The sequence below is a fragment of the Moellerella wisconsensis ATCC 35017 genome, assembly GCF_001294465.1.
Classification (GTDB): domain Bacteria; phylum Pseudomonadota; class Gammaproteobacteria; order Enterobacterales; family Enterobacteriaceae; genus Moellerella; species Moellerella wisconsensis.
Map to the genome: position 1 here is coordinate 74,186 of NZ_LGAA01000019.1, position 16,869 is coordinate 91,054.

General features: G+C 40.8%; 13 protein-coding genes and 1 other RNA gene. 4 read left to right on the plus strand and 10 right to left on the minus strand.

Annotated features, from left to right (window positions below; genetic code table 11):
• Positions 1-230 precede the first annotated feature (230 nt).
• Complete coding sequence (locus M992_RS10780; protein WP_053908614.1) at positions 231-467, plus strand: major outer membrane lipoprotein; 237 nt, start codon at positions 231-233, stop codon at positions 465-467.
• Between the two features lie 117 nt (positions 468-584).
• Here M992_RS10780 and M992_RS10785 read toward each other — a convergent pair whose 3' ends face one another.
• From M992_RS10785 to ydiJ, 9 genes are all read right to left on the minus strand, one after another.
• Entirely contained in the window at positions 585-1,547 is a 963-nt protein-coding gene (locus M992_RS10785) for a L,D-transpeptidase family protein (RefSeq protein WP_082335426.1), read from the minus strand.
• Positions 1,548-2,009: 462 nt separating this feature from the next.
• The gene (gene sufE / locus M992_RS10790) at positions 2,010-2,429 is read right to left on the minus strand and encodes a cysteine desulfuration protein SufE (RefSeq protein WP_047255554.1); all 420 of its coding nucleotides are present in this window, start codon (positions 2,427-2,429) and stop codon (positions 2,010-2,012) included.
• Positions 2,430-2,462: 33 nt separating this feature from the next.
• Positions 2,463-3,725, minus strand: coding sequence for a cysteine desulfurase SufS (gene sufS, locus M992_RS10795; RefSeq protein WP_053908615.1), 1,263 nt, complete (start codon positions 3,723-3,725; stop codon positions 2,463-2,465).
• Positions 3,726-3,727: 2 nt separating this feature from the next.
• Positions 3,728-5,038: a Fe-S cluster assembly protein SufD gene (gene sufD / locus M992_RS10800; protein ID WP_053908616.1), complete on the minus strand. Its 1,311-nt coding sequence runs from the start codon at positions 5,036-5,038 to the stop codon at positions 3,728-3,730.
• Positions 5,013-5,759 (minus strand): Fe-S cluster assembly ATPase SufC, encoded by a 747-nt coding sequence (gene sufC, locus M992_RS10805; RefSeq protein WP_053908617.1) that lies wholly within the window; start codon positions 5,757-5,759, stop codon positions 5,013-5,015. Before sufC ends, sufD begins: the two co-directional genes overlap by 26 nt.
• Positions 5,760-5,808: 49 nt before the next feature.
• A complete protein-coding gene (gene sufB, locus M992_RS10810) occupies positions 5,809-7,308 on the minus strand; it encodes a Fe-S cluster assembly protein SufB (protein WP_047255550.1) in 1,500 nt (499 codons plus the stop codon).
• A 13-nt stretch (positions 7,309-7,321) separates the two neighbouring features.
• Complete coding sequence (gene sufA / locus M992_RS10815) at positions 7,322-7,726, minus strand: Fe-S cluster assembly scaffold SufA (protein ID WP_047255549.1); 405 nt, start codon at positions 7,724-7,726, stop codon at positions 7,322-7,324.
• Positions 7,727-8,222: 496 nt separating this feature from the next.
• On the minus strand, positions 8,223-8,639 hold the full coding sequence (locus tag M992_RS10820) for a hotdog fold thioesterase (RefSeq protein ID WP_053908618.1): 417 nt from the start codon (positions 8,637-8,639) through the stop codon (positions 8,223-8,225).
• Positions 8,636-11,707 carry a D-2-hydroxyglutarate dehydrogenase YdiJ gene (gene ydiJ / locus M992_RS10825; protein ID WP_053908619.1) on the minus strand — a complete coding sequence of 1,024 codons (3,072 nt, stop codon included), beginning with the start codon at positions 11,705-11,707 and terminating at the stop codon, positions 8,636-8,638. The genes M992_RS10820 and ydiJ overlap by 4 nt, the downstream gene beginning before the upstream one ends.
• A gap of 92 nt (positions 11,708-11,799) precedes the next feature.
• Between ydiJ and M992_RS15230 the strand changes: the two genes are divergently transcribed.
• The 3 genes from M992_RS15230 to rprA all read left to right on the plus strand — a co-directional run bounded on the left by M992_RS15230 (position 11,800) and on the right by rprA (position 13,737).
• Positions 11,800-11,937, plus strand: coding sequence for a hypothetical protein (locus M992_RS15230; RefSeq protein ID WP_162200743.1), 138 nt, complete (start codon positions 11,800-11,802; stop codon positions 11,935-11,937).
• Between the two features lie 323 nt (positions 11,938-12,260).
• Positions 12,261-13,376 carry an AI-2E family transporter YdiK gene (ydiK, locus tag M992_RS10830; protein WP_053908620.1) on the plus strand — a complete coding sequence of 372 codons (1,116 nt, stop codon included), beginning with the start codon at positions 12,261-12,263 and terminating at the stop codon, positions 13,374-13,376.
• 243 nt (positions 13,377-13,619) lie between these two features.
• Positions 13,620-13,737, plus strand: an RNA gene (gene rprA / locus M992_RS14765) — antisense sRNA RprA.
• 610 nt (positions 13,738-14,347) lie between these two features.
• On the opposite strand, the gene ppsA is transcribed toward rprA, so the two are convergent.
• The gene (ppsA, locus tag M992_RS10835) at positions 14,348-16,729 is read right to left on the minus strand and encodes a phosphoenolpyruvate synthase (protein ID WP_047255545.1); all 2,382 of its coding nucleotides are present in this window, start codon (positions 16,727-16,729) and stop codon (positions 14,348-14,350) included.
• Between the last annotated feature and the right edge of the window lie 140 nt (positions 16,730-16,869).

Genomic DNA, 16,869 nt, shown 5'->3' on the forward strand with positions numbered 1-16,869 from the left:
TTCTGCTATCTTTTGATCATTAACTAATTTCTAGCTGATGAAATTAAAGTATTTCTAGCCAAAATGTAAATTTAGTACTAGCATAAGAAGGAGTAAGTATACGTTACCTGACACTCAAATATTCTGCGAGTGAGAGGGTAACCAAAATAGGACTACTATTTCTATCTTTGTTACTCGGTCAAATACTTACGGCAATAGTTTGAGATAAACCAAATTTAGAGGGTAAAAAAATGATTCGTACTAAACTTCTACTGGGCTCTATTGTTCTAGCTTCAGCACTACTGGCGGGTTGTTCTAACAGCACTGAAGTGCAGAAACTCTCTTCAGATGTTCAAACACTGAATGGTAAAGTTGATCAATTAAGTAACGATGTTCAATCTCTGCGTACTGACGTACAAGCAGCACAACAAGAAGCTACACGTGCTAACCAACGTCTAGACAACCAAGTTCGTACTTACAAAAAATAAATCGCCTATTTAAGGCTCATCATTTTATGGGCTAAATATTGTCGGTATGAGGATCCTATTGCGGGATCCTCATTTTTTTACCTTGATGTTCTCAGTAATATCGATTGGCTAAGCAGATTAATCTACCCATTCAGAGCGATAATTAGTCTTTCTATTCATCTCAGCAACTTTATTTACTTTCACCGGTAATCCCGAACGTCTTTCTACTGCTTGTTGAACTAATTGTTGGTCTATTTGTTCATCTTCCAGAAAGGCTTTAAACTCATCGGAATAATCAATCGGCATCGTCTGTGGGTCATCAGAATCTGTTTTTGATAACGGCTGATGTACCTCAATAAAATAGCTGCCATCCGGCTCTTTGGAGAATTTTATTGGCTGATCGATGACTTGAACCCGAGTGCCTTTAGGTACGGTATTAAATAATGCTTCAATATCGTTAGGTCGTAAACGAATACAGCCCGAACTCACACGCAGGCCAATACCAAAATCAGCGTTAGTCCCGTGAATTAAATATTCACCATGCCCGTAAGCTAACCGCAGTGCATATAATCCCATCGGATTTTCAGGTCCTGCAGGCACAACCGCCGGTAAAGTAATACCTTGAGCCGCATAATTTTTGCGAATATTTTCTGTCGGTGTCCAAGTCGGATCTTTAATTAACTGGCTTACTGAAGTAACCATTTCTGGCGTATCTCGCCCTAACTGCCCTATCCCGATAGGATAAACAATCACTTCGTTACTGCCCGCAGGATAATAATACAGACGCAATTCAGCCAGGTTAATCACTATGCCTTCTTTTTCCGTAGGCGGTAGCAACATTTGGCTAGGAATAATTAATTGTTTGCCTGCCTGCGGTAAATAGGGATCGGTGCCAGGATTTGCTTCCAGCATTGCCAACAGACCAATTTGATATTCGCTGGCTATTGCTTCTAAAGGTCGTCCATCGTTAGGAACTGTATAATATTCATTCTCACCAATTAATCGCGCGGTTGTTTCTGGCAATAGATAATTTTTCGCTTCCGCCGTCGGCAGTATACAGCTAAAGACTAATAATCCGGCAAGGGCTAATATTCGTTTCATACTTACTCCAGAGAAAATCAGTAATACAATCAATATGGCTAGAGCGTATTTACAATAAACCCGCCTTTGGGTGTAACTTTATCCAACCTTGTTTTAATGGTATTTCTATATCGCGCTGTATTTTACTAATATGCGCTGAATAAATCGAGGCACAAATCATAAAGTGTTTGCTCAAGAGACGTGAATTAAATACTAAAGATAAAGTTGTACTACGTATTCGATAAGCTTAGCTATATAAAACAAATATAAGCCATAACCTAAACTATACTCAACTATGAATGAGAGGCAATAGACTCATGGCAATTATTACTTGGTCGCAACAGCAATCCAGAATATGTATAGATCTAAAAAATCTAGCTTGGCTAAAAAATTTAGTAGAATAAAAAACTAACGCCAGCCTCAGCCAGCGTTAGTTCATAGATTAGCTAATTAGTGATTATATGATTAATTATGAGTTCTTGATTAGCGGCGTAATAACTCAGCTCGCTGTAATATCGTTCTGATCATTGCGTTCAACCCTTGCGTCCGTGAAGGAGTAAGATGTTGTTCCAATGATAGTTGATGAAAAAACGATTTTACATCAGTCGCAAGGATCTGCTCAGCAGTTTTGCCTTGAAACAAAATAATCACTAAAGCGACTAAGCCTTTAACAATCGAAGCATCGCTGTCACCTGCAAATAGGATCTGTCCATCTGCTTGCGGCTCCATAGCAATCCAAACTTGGCTTTGACACCCTGCAATCAGATTATCTTGGCTACGTTGCTGCTCCGTCAATGGTGCTAATGCGCCACCCAGCTCAATCATATACAGATAGCGCTCTTCCCAGTTATGACAACGTGAGAAGTTCCGTAACAGTTTGTTTTCATCTGGTAAAGCGGCCATCACAACATCCTTTAATCAATTTAATAATAATTGTTATCCTAACAATTTTTTAATCCGCTGTAATCCGTTCACCAGCGAATCAATCTCTTCCTTGGTTGTATAAAGTGCAACTGATGCACGACACATCGCCGGTACTGCATAGTGCTCCATCAATGGTAAAGCACAGTGATGCCCGGTACGAATAGCAATCCCGTATTGATCGAGGAAAGAGCCAACATCGTAGGCATGGTGATGACCTAAATTAAAAGCAATTACGCCCTCTCGTGTTGAGGGGCCGTAAAGTTGTAAGCCGTCGACTTCTGCCAGTCGTTGGCTTGCATAGGCCATAATTTCTGCTTCATAAGCAAAAATATTGTCCAAACCAAGTTGATTTAAATAATCAAATGCTGCACCTAAGCCAATGATGCCACTAATATTTGGTGTACCGGCCTCAAACCGCCAAGGGACACCGGCATAAGTAATTCCGTGGGTTAAACTAACTTCAGCTATCATCGCTCCACCGCCTTCCCAAGGGGGAAGTTGCTCTAACAGCGCTTTTTTGCCGTACAAGATGCCAATACCAGTCGGACCATATAATTTATGCCCTGAAAAAACATAAAAATCACAATCGAGCGTCTGCACATCAACAATTTGATGAGTGATCCCTTGAGCACCATCCACCAATACCGCTAAATTACCACCACATTGCTGGGAAATTTGACGCGCTTGCTGAATAAGCGACTGTACGGGATTTAAGGTTCCCAATACATTAGAGATATGTGTAAAACTTAATAAACGGGTACGACTATCGATTAGCGTAGCTAAATCGGTTAGTACTAGCTCACCCTCGGTATTAACTGGGATCACTCTAATTTCAAAGTTCAGTGTTTCGGCTAACATAAACCATGGCACGATATTAGCGTGGTGCTCCATACCCGTGATCACGATATTATCGCCCGGCTGAATAAATTTTCGCCCGAAACTATTAGCAATTAAATTAATCGCTTCTGTCGTTCCTTTTACAAACACAATCTCTTCTGCTGAAGCCGCATGAATAAAATCCGCAGCCTGCTGACGAACGCGTTCCATACGTGCCGTCGCTTCGGCGCTTAATGTATGGATCCCTCGGTGTACCGCAGCATAATGATGAAGTGTGAATTGGCTTTCTTGCTCCACCACTTGGCGTGGTTTTTGAGCACTGGCAGCGCTATCAAGATAAACTAATGGATGCCCATTAATTTCTTGTGCTAAGACCGGAAAATCCTGTCTTATTTGAGCCATATGTTCAGCTAAAGTCTGTTTAACCGGCAATGACATACTTAAACCTCCGCCAAGCGCTTACGGATCTGAGTCATTAAGGTCTCTTTAATTACCTCATTTTCTATCTGTTCAGTCAATTCCGCAGCAAAAGCAATAATAATCATATGCTTCGCTGCTTTTTCACTGATACCCCGCGAGCGCAGATAAAATAGTTGTTCATTATCGATACGCCCAATTGTCGCACCATGCCCACATTTTACATCGTCAGCATAAATCTCGAGTTGCGGTTTAGTATCTACTTCAGATTTCGCACCTAATAATAAATTATTATTAGTCATTTGGCCGTCGGTTTTTAATGCCGCAGGTGCTACTTTAATCATGCCATTAAACACCGCTTTACTCTTGTCCATCGCAATTACTTTATGCAATTGTCGGCTTTGGCAATAGCCTTTATTATGCTCAAGATATGTCCGAGTATCTGCAATTTGATTATTTCTTGGCAACAGTAAACTATTTAAACTCAGGTCGGCATTCTCACCCTCTAACCGCACGCTCGTATGGTGGCGAGACAATAATCCACTGAGTAAAAAGGCGCTGCTGTGTACTTGGCTATCGCGACCCACCAAGATATCATTATGCGCAAAATGCTGACCGAGTGCATTTTCAAAATTTAATTTTAAATGCTGAAAACGGGCATTATCGCCAACTTCTGCGCTCAAACGTCCGCCGGTCAAGTGAACACTGTCTTCATTCACACTGGCAAAATGTTCAATCACTTCTGCCGCGCTATTGGCACCTAATTTAAAATGATAACGGTAGTGACTCGTCGTCACGCTAGACATATCTTCTGAACCGTGAGAAATATTAAGCACATAAAATGGTTTTGCAGCTATTTTATTCGCCGGCAAATTAATCAATAACGGCTGTTCAGCGAGACTTTCGGTGAGATGTAAAAAAACCTCACCTTTGATTGCCTCAGGTAACTCATCTTTATTATCTAATAAAGACACTTGGAATTCGCCAAAATCGGTTGAGCTCAACGCTGGAATAAAATGTCCATCAACCAAAACAATCCGATACGCGTCAATCGGCAAGGCTAAGGCTTCACACTGTGCCTCATCGACAGGCTGGCAACTTAACTGGTATTGAGCTTTTAGCACGGATGCCAGCGGTGTATAATGCCAATCTTCATCACGGTATGCAGGGAAGCCTATTGCTTGCACTTTATCCCAATGCCCAGCTGCGTGCTGAGATAACTCGCGATGGCGCAATTTAAATACCTGAGCAAAACTCTGTAACGCCTGTTGATTTAATTCATCAAGCTGCTGGCGTTTCTCTGCTTTTTCACTGTTGGTCAATAAGCCAGCCATATCCTTGCTCCTCCAGTTTCTTAGCTAAACTGAAATCTCCAGATTTGATAATTTTGCCTTGATACAGCACATGTACAAAGTCTGGTTTGACATAATCGAGAATACGCTGGTAATGGGTAACGATAATAAATGACCGGTTAGAATCACGTAGCGCATTAACACCATTGGAGACAATTTTCAGAGCATCAATATCCAGCCCAGAATCAGTCTCATCGAGAATACATAATTGTGGCTCTAACGCTGACATCTGTAAGATATCATTACGTTTTTTCTCACCGCCGGAGAAACCAACATTCACTGAGCGCGTCAGCAAATCTTGAGGCATTTTTAATAACTCAATTTTATCCTCAATAAAATCTTGAAAATCAAAACGATCTAATGGCTCTTGTTGACGATATTCACGAACCGCATTTACTGCCGTTTGTAAAAAGAATTGATTACTTACACCAGGAATTTCAACTGGGTATTGAAACGCCAGAAAAATCCCTTCGCCAGCGCGAGCTTCAGGGTCTAATTCCAGTAAGTTTTTACCGTTAAACTGAACTTCACCGCTGTCGACCTGATACTCTTCACGACCAGCTAATGTCGCAGATAAAGTACTTTTACCTGATCCATTAGGACCCATAATGGCATGAATTTCACCGGGTTTTACTTCTAACGACAATCCCTTGAGGATCTCATTACCTTCAACACTCACATGCAAATTTTTAACGCTTAACATATCAACATGCCTTCGAACGATATAACGCTCTTAAGAAAATAAATTTCAATCAGCCAACGCTATGCTCAAGACTGATTGCCAATAATTTTTGTGCTTCCACTGCAAATTCTAATGGCAACTCAGAGAAAACATCTTTACAGAAGCCATTGACGATCATTGAGATAGCATCATCTTCGCTGATACCGCGCTGTAAGCAATAGAACAACTGATCTTCACCAATACGCGAAGTCGTCGCTTCGTGCTCTAGCTGGGCACTGTTATTTTTAACTTCAACATACGGAAACGTATGTGCACCACATTCGGTACCAATCAACATGGAATCGCACTGAGTGAAATTACGTGCATTCTCTGCACTTGGGAGAATCTTAACTAATCCACGATAGCTATTCTGGCTTTTACCCGCAGAAATTCCCTTCGAGATAATCGTTGACTTGGTATTTTTCCCGATATGGATCATCTTAGTGCCGGTATCTGCTTGCTGGTTGCCATTGGTCAATGCTACAGAAAAGAATTCGCCAACCGAATTATCCCCTTTGAGAATAACACTGGGGTATTTCCACGTAATCGCCGAGCCAGTTTCAGACTGAGTCCACGACATTTTAGCATTTTCACCTTCACACAATGCTCGTTTAGTCACGAAGTTAAGGATCCCGCCAGTATCACTATCACCACCCGAGAACCAATTCTGTACGGTAGAATATTTAACTTCAGCATCTTTATGAATGATCACTTCAACTACTGCCGCATGCAGCTGATAACTATCGCGAACAGGTGCAGAGCATCCTTCGATATAGCTGACATAACTGCCTTCATCTGCGATCAAAATAGTTCGTTCAAATTGTCCGGTTTTAGCCGCATTAATACGAAAATAAGTTGATAATTCCATCGGGCAACGAACACCTTTAGGAATATAAACAAAGGTACCGTCTGAGGCGACTGCTGCATTTAATGCCGCAAAAAAGTTATCGTGACTGGAAACTACCGATCCTAAATATTGTTTTACTAATTCAGGATATTGATGAATTGCTTCACCAAAAGAACAGAAGATCACACCATGTTCCGCTAACTCTTCACGATAAGTTGTTGAAACTGATACTGAATCAAAAATAGCATCCACAGCAACAGCTTTACCTTCACGCACCGGAACACCGAGCTGATTAAAGGCATCTTCAACTTCTGCGGTCAGATAATTGGTGTTCGCCTCTGCGCCCGTACTTTGAGTCGCCCCCTCTTGTGAACTGCAATTATCGTCGCATGAACCACAAGACGGTGCGGAATAATAACTGTAATCTTGATAATCAAGCGATGGATAGTTAGCCTTCAACCAGTGAGGCTCTTCCATATCTTTCCAATGATTATAAGCATCCAGACGGAATTGCAGCATCCAATCCGGTTCATTTCGTTTAGCTGAAATGGCACGAATAACGTCTTCATTTAGACCTTTAGCCATTTCATCTGTGGCTAGTTCAGTAAAAAAGCCTTCTTTATAGCGACTGTCGCTCAGCCAGCTTTGAACTTCATCGCCAATTTCTACATTGCTCTGAGACATAATCTGACTTCACTTATACGCCAAAGCTTTCACCACACCCGCAGGCATGTTGAGCTTTAGGGTTATTAAATTTAAACATTTGATTAAGTCCTTCACGAACATAATCAACCACAGTACCATCAATAAACGGCATGGCTTTTTTAGACACAAATAAAAATGCGCCTTGTTGCTCAAACACTAAATATTGATCTGTTGGGTTATCAATCATTTCAAATACATAACCAAACCCGGCGCAGCCTGACTGTTTAACCCCTAGTGAGAGCCCTTTGCTCTTCGGGTTTTGCTGCATCAGTTTACGGATTTGTGCAGCGGCGCTTTCGGTCAGGCTTACGCCTTGCCAGTTAGTTTCATCAAGTGAGAATGTTTCTACGCCCTGCTCTGCGTGCTTATCCCCACTATTTTGTAAGCTCTGAGTCATTTTTGACCTCACTAATCCTATGGTTTTTCAGCCAGTTGCCTATTATTATACCCAATAACTCCATGGTAGCGATAACCGTTATCACTTCAACCATTTGTTTTGAGAGGATATACCTATTTAAGACCATTTTTTAAACAATTAGCGATAAAAGTATCTATTTCATTTGGATGGATATTGTATATCTAAATGAATTAAAAGGATTTATTTTTTATGTTTTTTTCTTTATTCTCGCTGAACTAAATTTAAAAAAAGCATTAATTAATAAACTGGTATTTATTATACCACTTAATGAAATCATCGATAAAAAAAGATAAACACAAAATAAATGTGGGTATTAAAGGAGATATTAAACATACAGTGAGGGGATGATGTTGAAGATATAGTGAAAATGAAAATATAGTGTAAATATTGCTTTGTTCCGGTTCCCTGTCCGTGAACTGCACTTAGATACTCACAAAACAGGGAGTTAAATATGATAACAGCACAAAAATCTGGATTAATCAGATAATACTGCGGTAGTTAAGCGTGAAATACAACATAACCGTTGTTTATCATCAAAAATCTCAATCGACCAAACTTGCTGACGCCGTCCCAAATGGATTGGTTTGGCGACACCGGTAACACAGCCCGAACGGACAGAACATAAATGATTTGCGTTAATTTCTAACCCAACCACTTTTTGCTCCCCTTCAGTGCATAAATAACCGCCCATAGAACCTAATGACTCAGCTAAAACCACCGATGCTCCGCCATGCAATAAACCAAACGGCTGTTTGGTACGTTGATCCACGGGCATTCTGGCTTCAATAAAATCATCTCCACAGGCGGTAATAGTGATCCCTAAAGTTCCCAGCATGCAGCTTGATGCCATAGTATTAAGTTGTTCTAAAGTAAACTCACGACGCCAGATCATGCGAGCACCTCTAACAGTGCTTGTAGCGGATGTTTCATTTCAATTCCCTCTATGCGTTTCACTTGGCTGCGACAAGAATAGCCGGTACTTAAACAACGTGCGGGCGGTAATTTCTCTATTGCTGGCTGCCAAGATAGTGCGTATATCCCTTTTGAATATGCTAAATTAGCCGTTTCATGACCGTAAGTTCCTGCCATGCCACAACATCCTACACTAATATTGGCTAATGATTGTCCATATCGGCGGAAAATATTTTCCCACTGTTTACTGCTATTCGGCAATACGGTTGTTTCGGTACAATGACCAAATAAGTACCATGGCGATTGATTATTGTTCGATGTTTGATGGCTAGAATCAATCTGTGGCGCAGGTAAACTATCTAGCCATTCGTGGGCTAATAACACCGTAAATTGACACTGTTGACTCCCTAATATTTCACGATATTCATCACGATAACAAAGTACTAATGCTGGATCGACACCGACCATCGGTAATTGTAAACGCGCAACACGATTAAGAAAATCAGCCGTTTTATGTGCGGTTTTAGCAAATTTAGCTAAAAAACCTTTAATATGCTGAGCCTTACCATTTGGTGAGAATGGTAATAATACCGGCTGGTAACCCAATTTTTCAATTAAACGGACAAAATCTGCCACCACTTTAGCATCGTAGTAGCTGGTAAATGGGTCTTGCACCACCAGCACATAAGATTGGCGTTGCTGCTCGTTCATTTGCTCTAATTGTTCTAATGTTACCCGTGAAGCCGTGTGCCCAGATAACTGCTGTTTTAGTGAAGGTTGAGAAAACAGCGGTAAATCAACCATACCAATCGTGCGCTCACTGATTTTTTGAACCCATGGCTGTTTTAAAAAGAAATTAAATACTGCGGGCGCTTTCGCCATTAATGGCGCGGTTACCTCAACATTTGCCACAATATGATCACGAGCAGGACGTAAATATCGCCCATGATAGAGCGCCAAAAATTTAGCCCTAAATGAAGGTACATCTATTTTAATCGGGCACTGAGTTGAACACGCTTTGCAGGCTAAACACCCTGACATTGCCTGTTTTACTTCATGAGAAAAATCATATTCTCCGTGACGAGCACGCCAACTATTACGGGTTTTATCCAACAACCCTTTTAGTGATGGACGCGATATATTAAAGCCATTTTCTAGCAATTGTGGTGTCACCCCTTGTTCAGTCAATAAACGTAACCATTCTCTGACCAAGGTTGCTCGCCCTTTAGGCGAATGTATACGCTGCTGTGAGATTTTCATTGAGGGGCACATCGGGCTTTTCGCATCGTAGTTAAAACATAGCCCGTTACCGTTACAGTCCATTGCGCCACGGAATGACTGCCGTACAGATATCGGAATAGTTCTATCGTAAGTTCCGCGTTTAGTTGCATCCACTCGCATCATTGGCGCATCTACCCCCGCAGGTGGACATATTTTGCCTGGGTTTAATCGATTAAGCGGATCAAATGCAGCTTTAATTTGGCGTAATTCACCATATAAAATTTCACCAAAGAATTCAGGACTATATTCAGCGCGGAAACCCTTACCGTGCTCGCCCCACAGTAATCCACCATATTTGGCAGTTAACTTAACAATTTGATCAGAAATTTGTTTCATCAATATTTCTTGCTGGGGATCGCACATATCCAATGCCGGACGCACATGTAATACCCCGGCATCAACATGACCAAACATTCCGTAATCTAATTGATAACCATCTAATAATGCGCGAAATTCGGCAATATAATCAGCTAAATGTTCTGGCGGAACACAGGTATCTTCAACAAAAGGAATAGGTTTCGCCGCCCCTTTTGCATTGCCCAATAAGCCAACCGCTTTTTTGCGCATTCCATAAATACGATTGATATCAGCCAAATCACGGCAAGTCTGATAACCAATAATCCCCGCTTGATTGTCTGCCATCAACCCATCTAACTGTTGGCATAACGCGTTCATCTGCGCGTCAACTTGTTGCTCATCGTCACCACTAAATTCGACAATATTCAATCCAAGCAACTGTTTATTAGGCACATCAAGGATCAGTTCATTCACCGAATGCCAAACAATATCTTCACGAGCAAGATTCAGCACTTTAGAATCAACCGTTTCTACCGATAATGCTTGAGCTGTCACCATGAACGGCGCATTACGCAGCGCAGAATCAAAGGAATCATATTTCACATTAACCAAACGGCGCGCTTTGGGGATGGGGGTAATATTCAGTTTAGCTTCAGTAATAAAAGCTAATGAACCTTCTGAACCGGTTAAAATACGCGTCAAATCAAATTGACTCATATCTTCGTTAAAGACATGACGCAAATCATAACCAGTCAAAAAACGATTTAATTTAGGAAATTTTTTGAGAATAAGCTCTCGCTGTTGGCGGCAACGATTTAGCACGGTGTGATAAATACGCCCCACGACTGAATCTTCCGAGGCAATCGATTCCGCGATAGCGACTGACAGAGCCCGGGTTTCTAAAATTTCTCCCCCCAGCAGCACAGCCGTCACCCCTAAAACATGATCAGAAGTCTTACCGTACACTAATGATCCCTGCCCTGAAGCATCGGTATTAATCATGCCGCCAAGTGTCGCTCGGTTACTGGTGGATAATTCTGGTGAGAAAAAATAGCCGAACGGTTTCAAATATTCATTCAGCTGATCTTTAATCACTCCCGCTTCTACTTTTACCCAACCTTGCTGAAGGTTAATATCTAAAATACGTTTCATATAACGCGACATATCAACCACAATACCCTCGGTCAAGGACTGGCCATTAGTGCCGGTTCCACCACCGCGTGGAGTAAACGTTAGTGCAGCAAATTGTTCGCGACCTGCTACTCGGGTTAATAGCTGTAAATCAGCGGTCGAACGAGGAAAAATAATAGCTTGAGGAAGTAATTGATAGATGCTGTTATCTGTCGCCATAGTAAGCCGTTCAGAATAACGGGTTTCTACATCGCCAGTAAATCCTGCGGCTTCTAGCTGCGTTAAATAATTTTTAGCCAATTCGCTTAGGTGAGGTGCTTCTGATATACGAGGGATCATTATTTAGGATGACTCTTGTTAATTAGTGTTAGCATTGCTCGTTAGGACAATATGTTATTTTCAGTTCAATATTATTAGGTACACGATTATTATTGGGTAGCCTAGCGTCAGATACCATACCGACAATTGTTCAACCGCTGGTTATTCGGCTAACGCCTAGTGACGAAGAATTATCCTACGGTATCACTCGTGACTATCAATTATTCACGGCACCACAAACACCTTATTGACCGATAATTTTAAATCAGAACGCTATAAATTTAGCTTGAGGAGAGTTAATTTGATTCACATTATCGGATTAACGTCCTTCAAAAACCGAACATTCTGATATTTATTTACTGCGCGCTGTTTAATCATCCCCCATAATTTTAACTTCGGGCGCTAAAATAACGTTATACGTTGAAATTATGGTAGCTGAATGTCAGGCTTATACTGTCTATACAGCACCATATCATAATAACGTGATTTTTTAAGTGGGAATTAGAATTACATTATTTTTGCCTAGAAAAAACACTTACTCGCAGTATTTTCATTGTTAAAGGATCTCTATTTGATGGAAAAATCTCAGCAACGAACAGATTTACCCAAGATTGTTTTTGGTCTACTGGGACTTTTATTGCTCACAGCAGCCTGTATTTGGGTATTGAATCCGTTTATTTTAGGCTTCGTTTGGGCCGGTATGGTGGTAATTGCAACATGGCCACTGCTGGAAAAAATAGAAGCACGTGTCGGCGGTAAACGCTGGTTGGCGGCAAGTATAATGACTCTATTAATCTTGCTTCTGTTTGTTATCCCATTTGCTATTTTAATTGGTAGCATTGTACAAAATAGTGGGCCATTATTTGAACTGGCCAAATCGCCGAGTAATATCACGCTACCAGATTTAGATTGGCTGCAAAGTATTCCGATGGTAGGAAGTAAACTGTATTACACCTGGCATAGTCTAATTGCCAGCGGAGGTAATGCGATTTTAGCTAAACTGCAACCTTATATTGGACAAACGGCTGGCTGGTTTTTAACTCAAGCCGTCAATGTTGGTCGATTTATGTTCCACTTAGCCATCATGTTACTGTTTAGTGCACTGTTATATATGAAAGGTGAAAGTGTCATGCTAGGTATTCGTCACTTCGCGACGCGCCTAGCAGGTATTCGTGGTGATGCAGCGGTGGTGCTGGCGGCACAATCTATCCGCGCCGTTGCCTTGGGCGTAGTAGTTACTGCCTTAGTACAAGCTGTCGTGGGGGGGATTGGTCTCGCGGTTTCTGGTATTCCTTATGCCGCTATCTTTACCATTATTCTGTTTGTCTGCTGTGTTGCTCAGTTAGGACCTCTGCTTGTTATGGTTCCTTCTGTAATCTGGTTATTTTGGACCGGTGATACCACTTGGGCAATTATCTTGGCGGTATGGAGTGCCGTTGTAGCGACTATGGATGGAGTATTAAGGCCTTGGTTAATTAAAATGGGCGCTGATTTACCCATGGTATTAATTCTAATTGGGGTTATTGGCGGAATATTATCTTTTGGCATGATAGGTCTGTTTATTGGTCCGGTTGTTTTAGCCGTCTCTTATAGTTTGCTAAGAGCTTGGATGAATGAAGTGGCTGAACCGTCCAATGACTTAAGTGAAACAGAAAGATTTTTAGAACAAGAATTTAAAATGAAAAAATAAATACAGATAAAAAAGAATAAGAGTGTAATTTGCTCTTATTCTTTTTTATCGTAAAACGGGTAAATATGAAATATTTAGAAACATGATTTAACATTAGGTTATTATTTATCGTTATTTTTAATCAAAATAATATTTTAAATCATTATTTTTTCGTTTAGTTACAATAACTAAGAATTTCATTGAGAAAAATCTTAGTGCTATTTATATTAACTTATACTATGATACAAAAATCGAATACGTAATGTGTTTATAAATTTAAGATAGGGTCGGTAATATAATCTAAAATTTTAGATACTATCTGCTAAAAAAGAATTGCTGTGTGTAGTCTTTGCCTGTCAGCCCATGATAGGCTTTTTTTTTATTTATTTTTCTTATATTAAAAACCTCAAGCTATTATATCTTTTCGTAATAAAAAATAGATAATCGTAATTTCATTCAATATATTGAATAAGTAATAATTATATTTTAATTGCTCACAGCTTGATTAACTGATTATTTATAAAAGAATAAACTCAATTATAATTTTTAAATATCCTCTAATTATTAATTAGTTAGCCTCTATTACTCGAATATCATATCGCCATACTAATGCTAACTTAAGCTAACTTTTTAGTGACTATTTATTCAATTTTTTCAATATCCAATTAGCTGAATCGATTATTTTAGCCACATTATTGATTAATCTACCAACTTATTTATCCTAGGACTAAATCAATCATAGCTATTATTCTCCCTTTCTAAAGTATAGTAATCGATTTAGCTTAGATTATAATTTGACTTAATGACTTAAATATAGTTTAAATCTCTTGAATTAAACCTAAATTTAATCACAAGAGCCTAAGGTTCAGCGCCTACATATGAAAAAAGCTCAGCAAACAAGATTTGCTGAGCCAAATATTTATTCATCACATTTAAGGAGGTTTATTGACCGAATATTGATGGATTAATCATTAAAGCATCAATAAACACCATCAGTGCTGATTTTCTGCCAATAATAGCCAAGTTTGAACCACCGTATCTGGATTTAATGACAAGCTATCGATCCCCTCATCCATCAACCATTGGGCAAAATCTTGATGATCTGAAGGGCCTTGACCACAAATACCGACGTATTTACCTTGACGTTTAGCCGCGCTAATTGCCATCGACAACAAGGCTTTAACTGCTTCATTACGCTCATCAAATAGCTCAGAAACAACGCCAGAATCCCTGTCCAGACCCAACGTTAACTGGGTCATATCATTCGAACCAATAGAGAATCCATCAAAGTGTGCTAAGAATTGATCCGCTAATAAGGCATTGGATGGGATTTCACACATCATGATCAGCTTTAAACCATTTTCGCCACGTTTCAGACCGTGTTTTGCCAACTCAGCAACTACAGCTTCAGCTTGAGCCACGGTACGTACAAACGGGATCATGACTTCTACGTTAGTCAAATCCATCTCATTACGTACCCGCTTAACCGCTTCACATTCCAGCGCAAAACAATCGCGGAAGCTATCAGACACATAACGCCCCGCGCCACGGAAACCAAGCATTGGGTTCTCTTCTTCTGGCTCATAAATATCGCCGCCAACCAAATTTGCGTATTCGTTTGATTTAAAATCAGATAAACGAACAATCACCCGTTTTGGCCAGAACGCCGCCGCCAAGGTTGAAATGCCTTCGGTCAATTTGCTGATATAAAACTCAACAGGATCACTATACCCCGCCATCATGCTGCGGATTTCCGCTTGCAACTGTGGCGATTGTTGGTCAAATTCTAGCAACGCACGCGGATGCACACCAATCATGCGGTTAATAATAAATTCTAAACGTGCTAAGCCGACGCCTTCATTTGGCAAGCAAGCGAAATCAAATGCACGGTCAGGGTTACCAACGTTCATCATGATTTTTAACGCTAAATCCGGCATGGTATCAACTTGTGAGCTGTGAATATCAAAGTCTAGTTTCTCAGCATAGACAAACCCTGTATCACCTTCAGAGCATGAGACAGTCACTTCTTGACCTTCATGCAAACGCTCAGTTGCATCACCACAACCGACAACCGCTGGGATACCTAATTCACGGGCGATAATCGCCGCATGACAAGTTCTTCCTCCACGATTTGTCACAATGGCCGCGGCTTTTTTCATAATGGGTTCCCAATCAGGGTCAGTCATGTCTGTAACCAAAACATCTCCCGGTTGGATCCTATCCATCTCTTTCAAATTATGGATAACTTTTACAGCTCCAGCACCAATACGATGACCAATCGCACGCCCTTCTACTAACACATTACTCTGTTCTTTTAGCTGGTAGCGCTCCATTACTTGTTGATTAGAGCGAACGGTTTCAGGACGGGCTTGTACAATATACAACCGCCCCGTTTCACCATCCTTTGCCCATTCAATATCCATAGGACGGCCATAGTGTTGTTCGATTAACAACGCTTGACGAGCCAACTCTTCGACTTCGTGATCTTCCAGAGAAAAACGCTGCGATAATGCATCAGGGGTATCTTCAATTCTAACTTGTTGTCCATGGTCTAGGCTTTCTGCGTACACCATTTGTAGTTTTTTAGAGCCTAAATTACGACGAACAATCGCAGGACGACCTTTCAACAACGTTGGTTTATGAACATAAAATTCATCAGGATTAACCGCCCCCTGAACGACCATTTCACCGAGACCATAAGCCGAAGTGATAAAGACCACTTGATCGAAGCCCGATTCGGTATCAATAGTAAACATCACCCCAGAGGAGGCTAAATCAGAACGTACCATACGTTGAATACCCGCAGATAATGCAATCCCCCGATGGTCATATCCTTGGTGTACACGATAAGAAATAGCGCGATCATTAAATAGCGATGCAAAGACATGTTTAATAGCCACCATGACCGCGTCAATACCGCGAACATTTAAAAATGTTTCCTGCTGCCCAGCAAAGGACGCATCAGGCATATCTTCTGCGGTGGCTGAAGAACGAACTGCAAATGATGCCCCCACTGCACCTTCGGCAAGTTGTTCATAAGCGGAACGAATATCTTTCTCTAACTGAGGTGTAAACGGCGTATCAATTACCCATTGGCGGATCTGCGTACCTGCGGTGGCCAGCTGATTAACATCATCAACATCGACCTGATCCAACAGTTGGTAAATACGCTGATTAACTCCGCTCTGCTCTAGAAAATCATTGAATGCTTGTGATGTTGTCGCAAATCCATTCGGTACAGACACACCGAGCTCAGACAAATTAGTGATCATTTCCCCGAGGGAGGCATTCTTACCTCCAACGCGGTCAACATCGTTCATTCCTAATTGGTTATACCAAAGTACATTAGACGGAGTGCTGCCATTATTGGACATTGAATGCGATCCTTTTAAACAATCTAGTGACAAAGTACAAATCGTTAAAATCCCATTGGCGATATATCGCCGCGTGAAATAGACTAGCACATACTTTTCATCGAGATAGACAGGTGAATCGTTCCACTTATAAGAATATT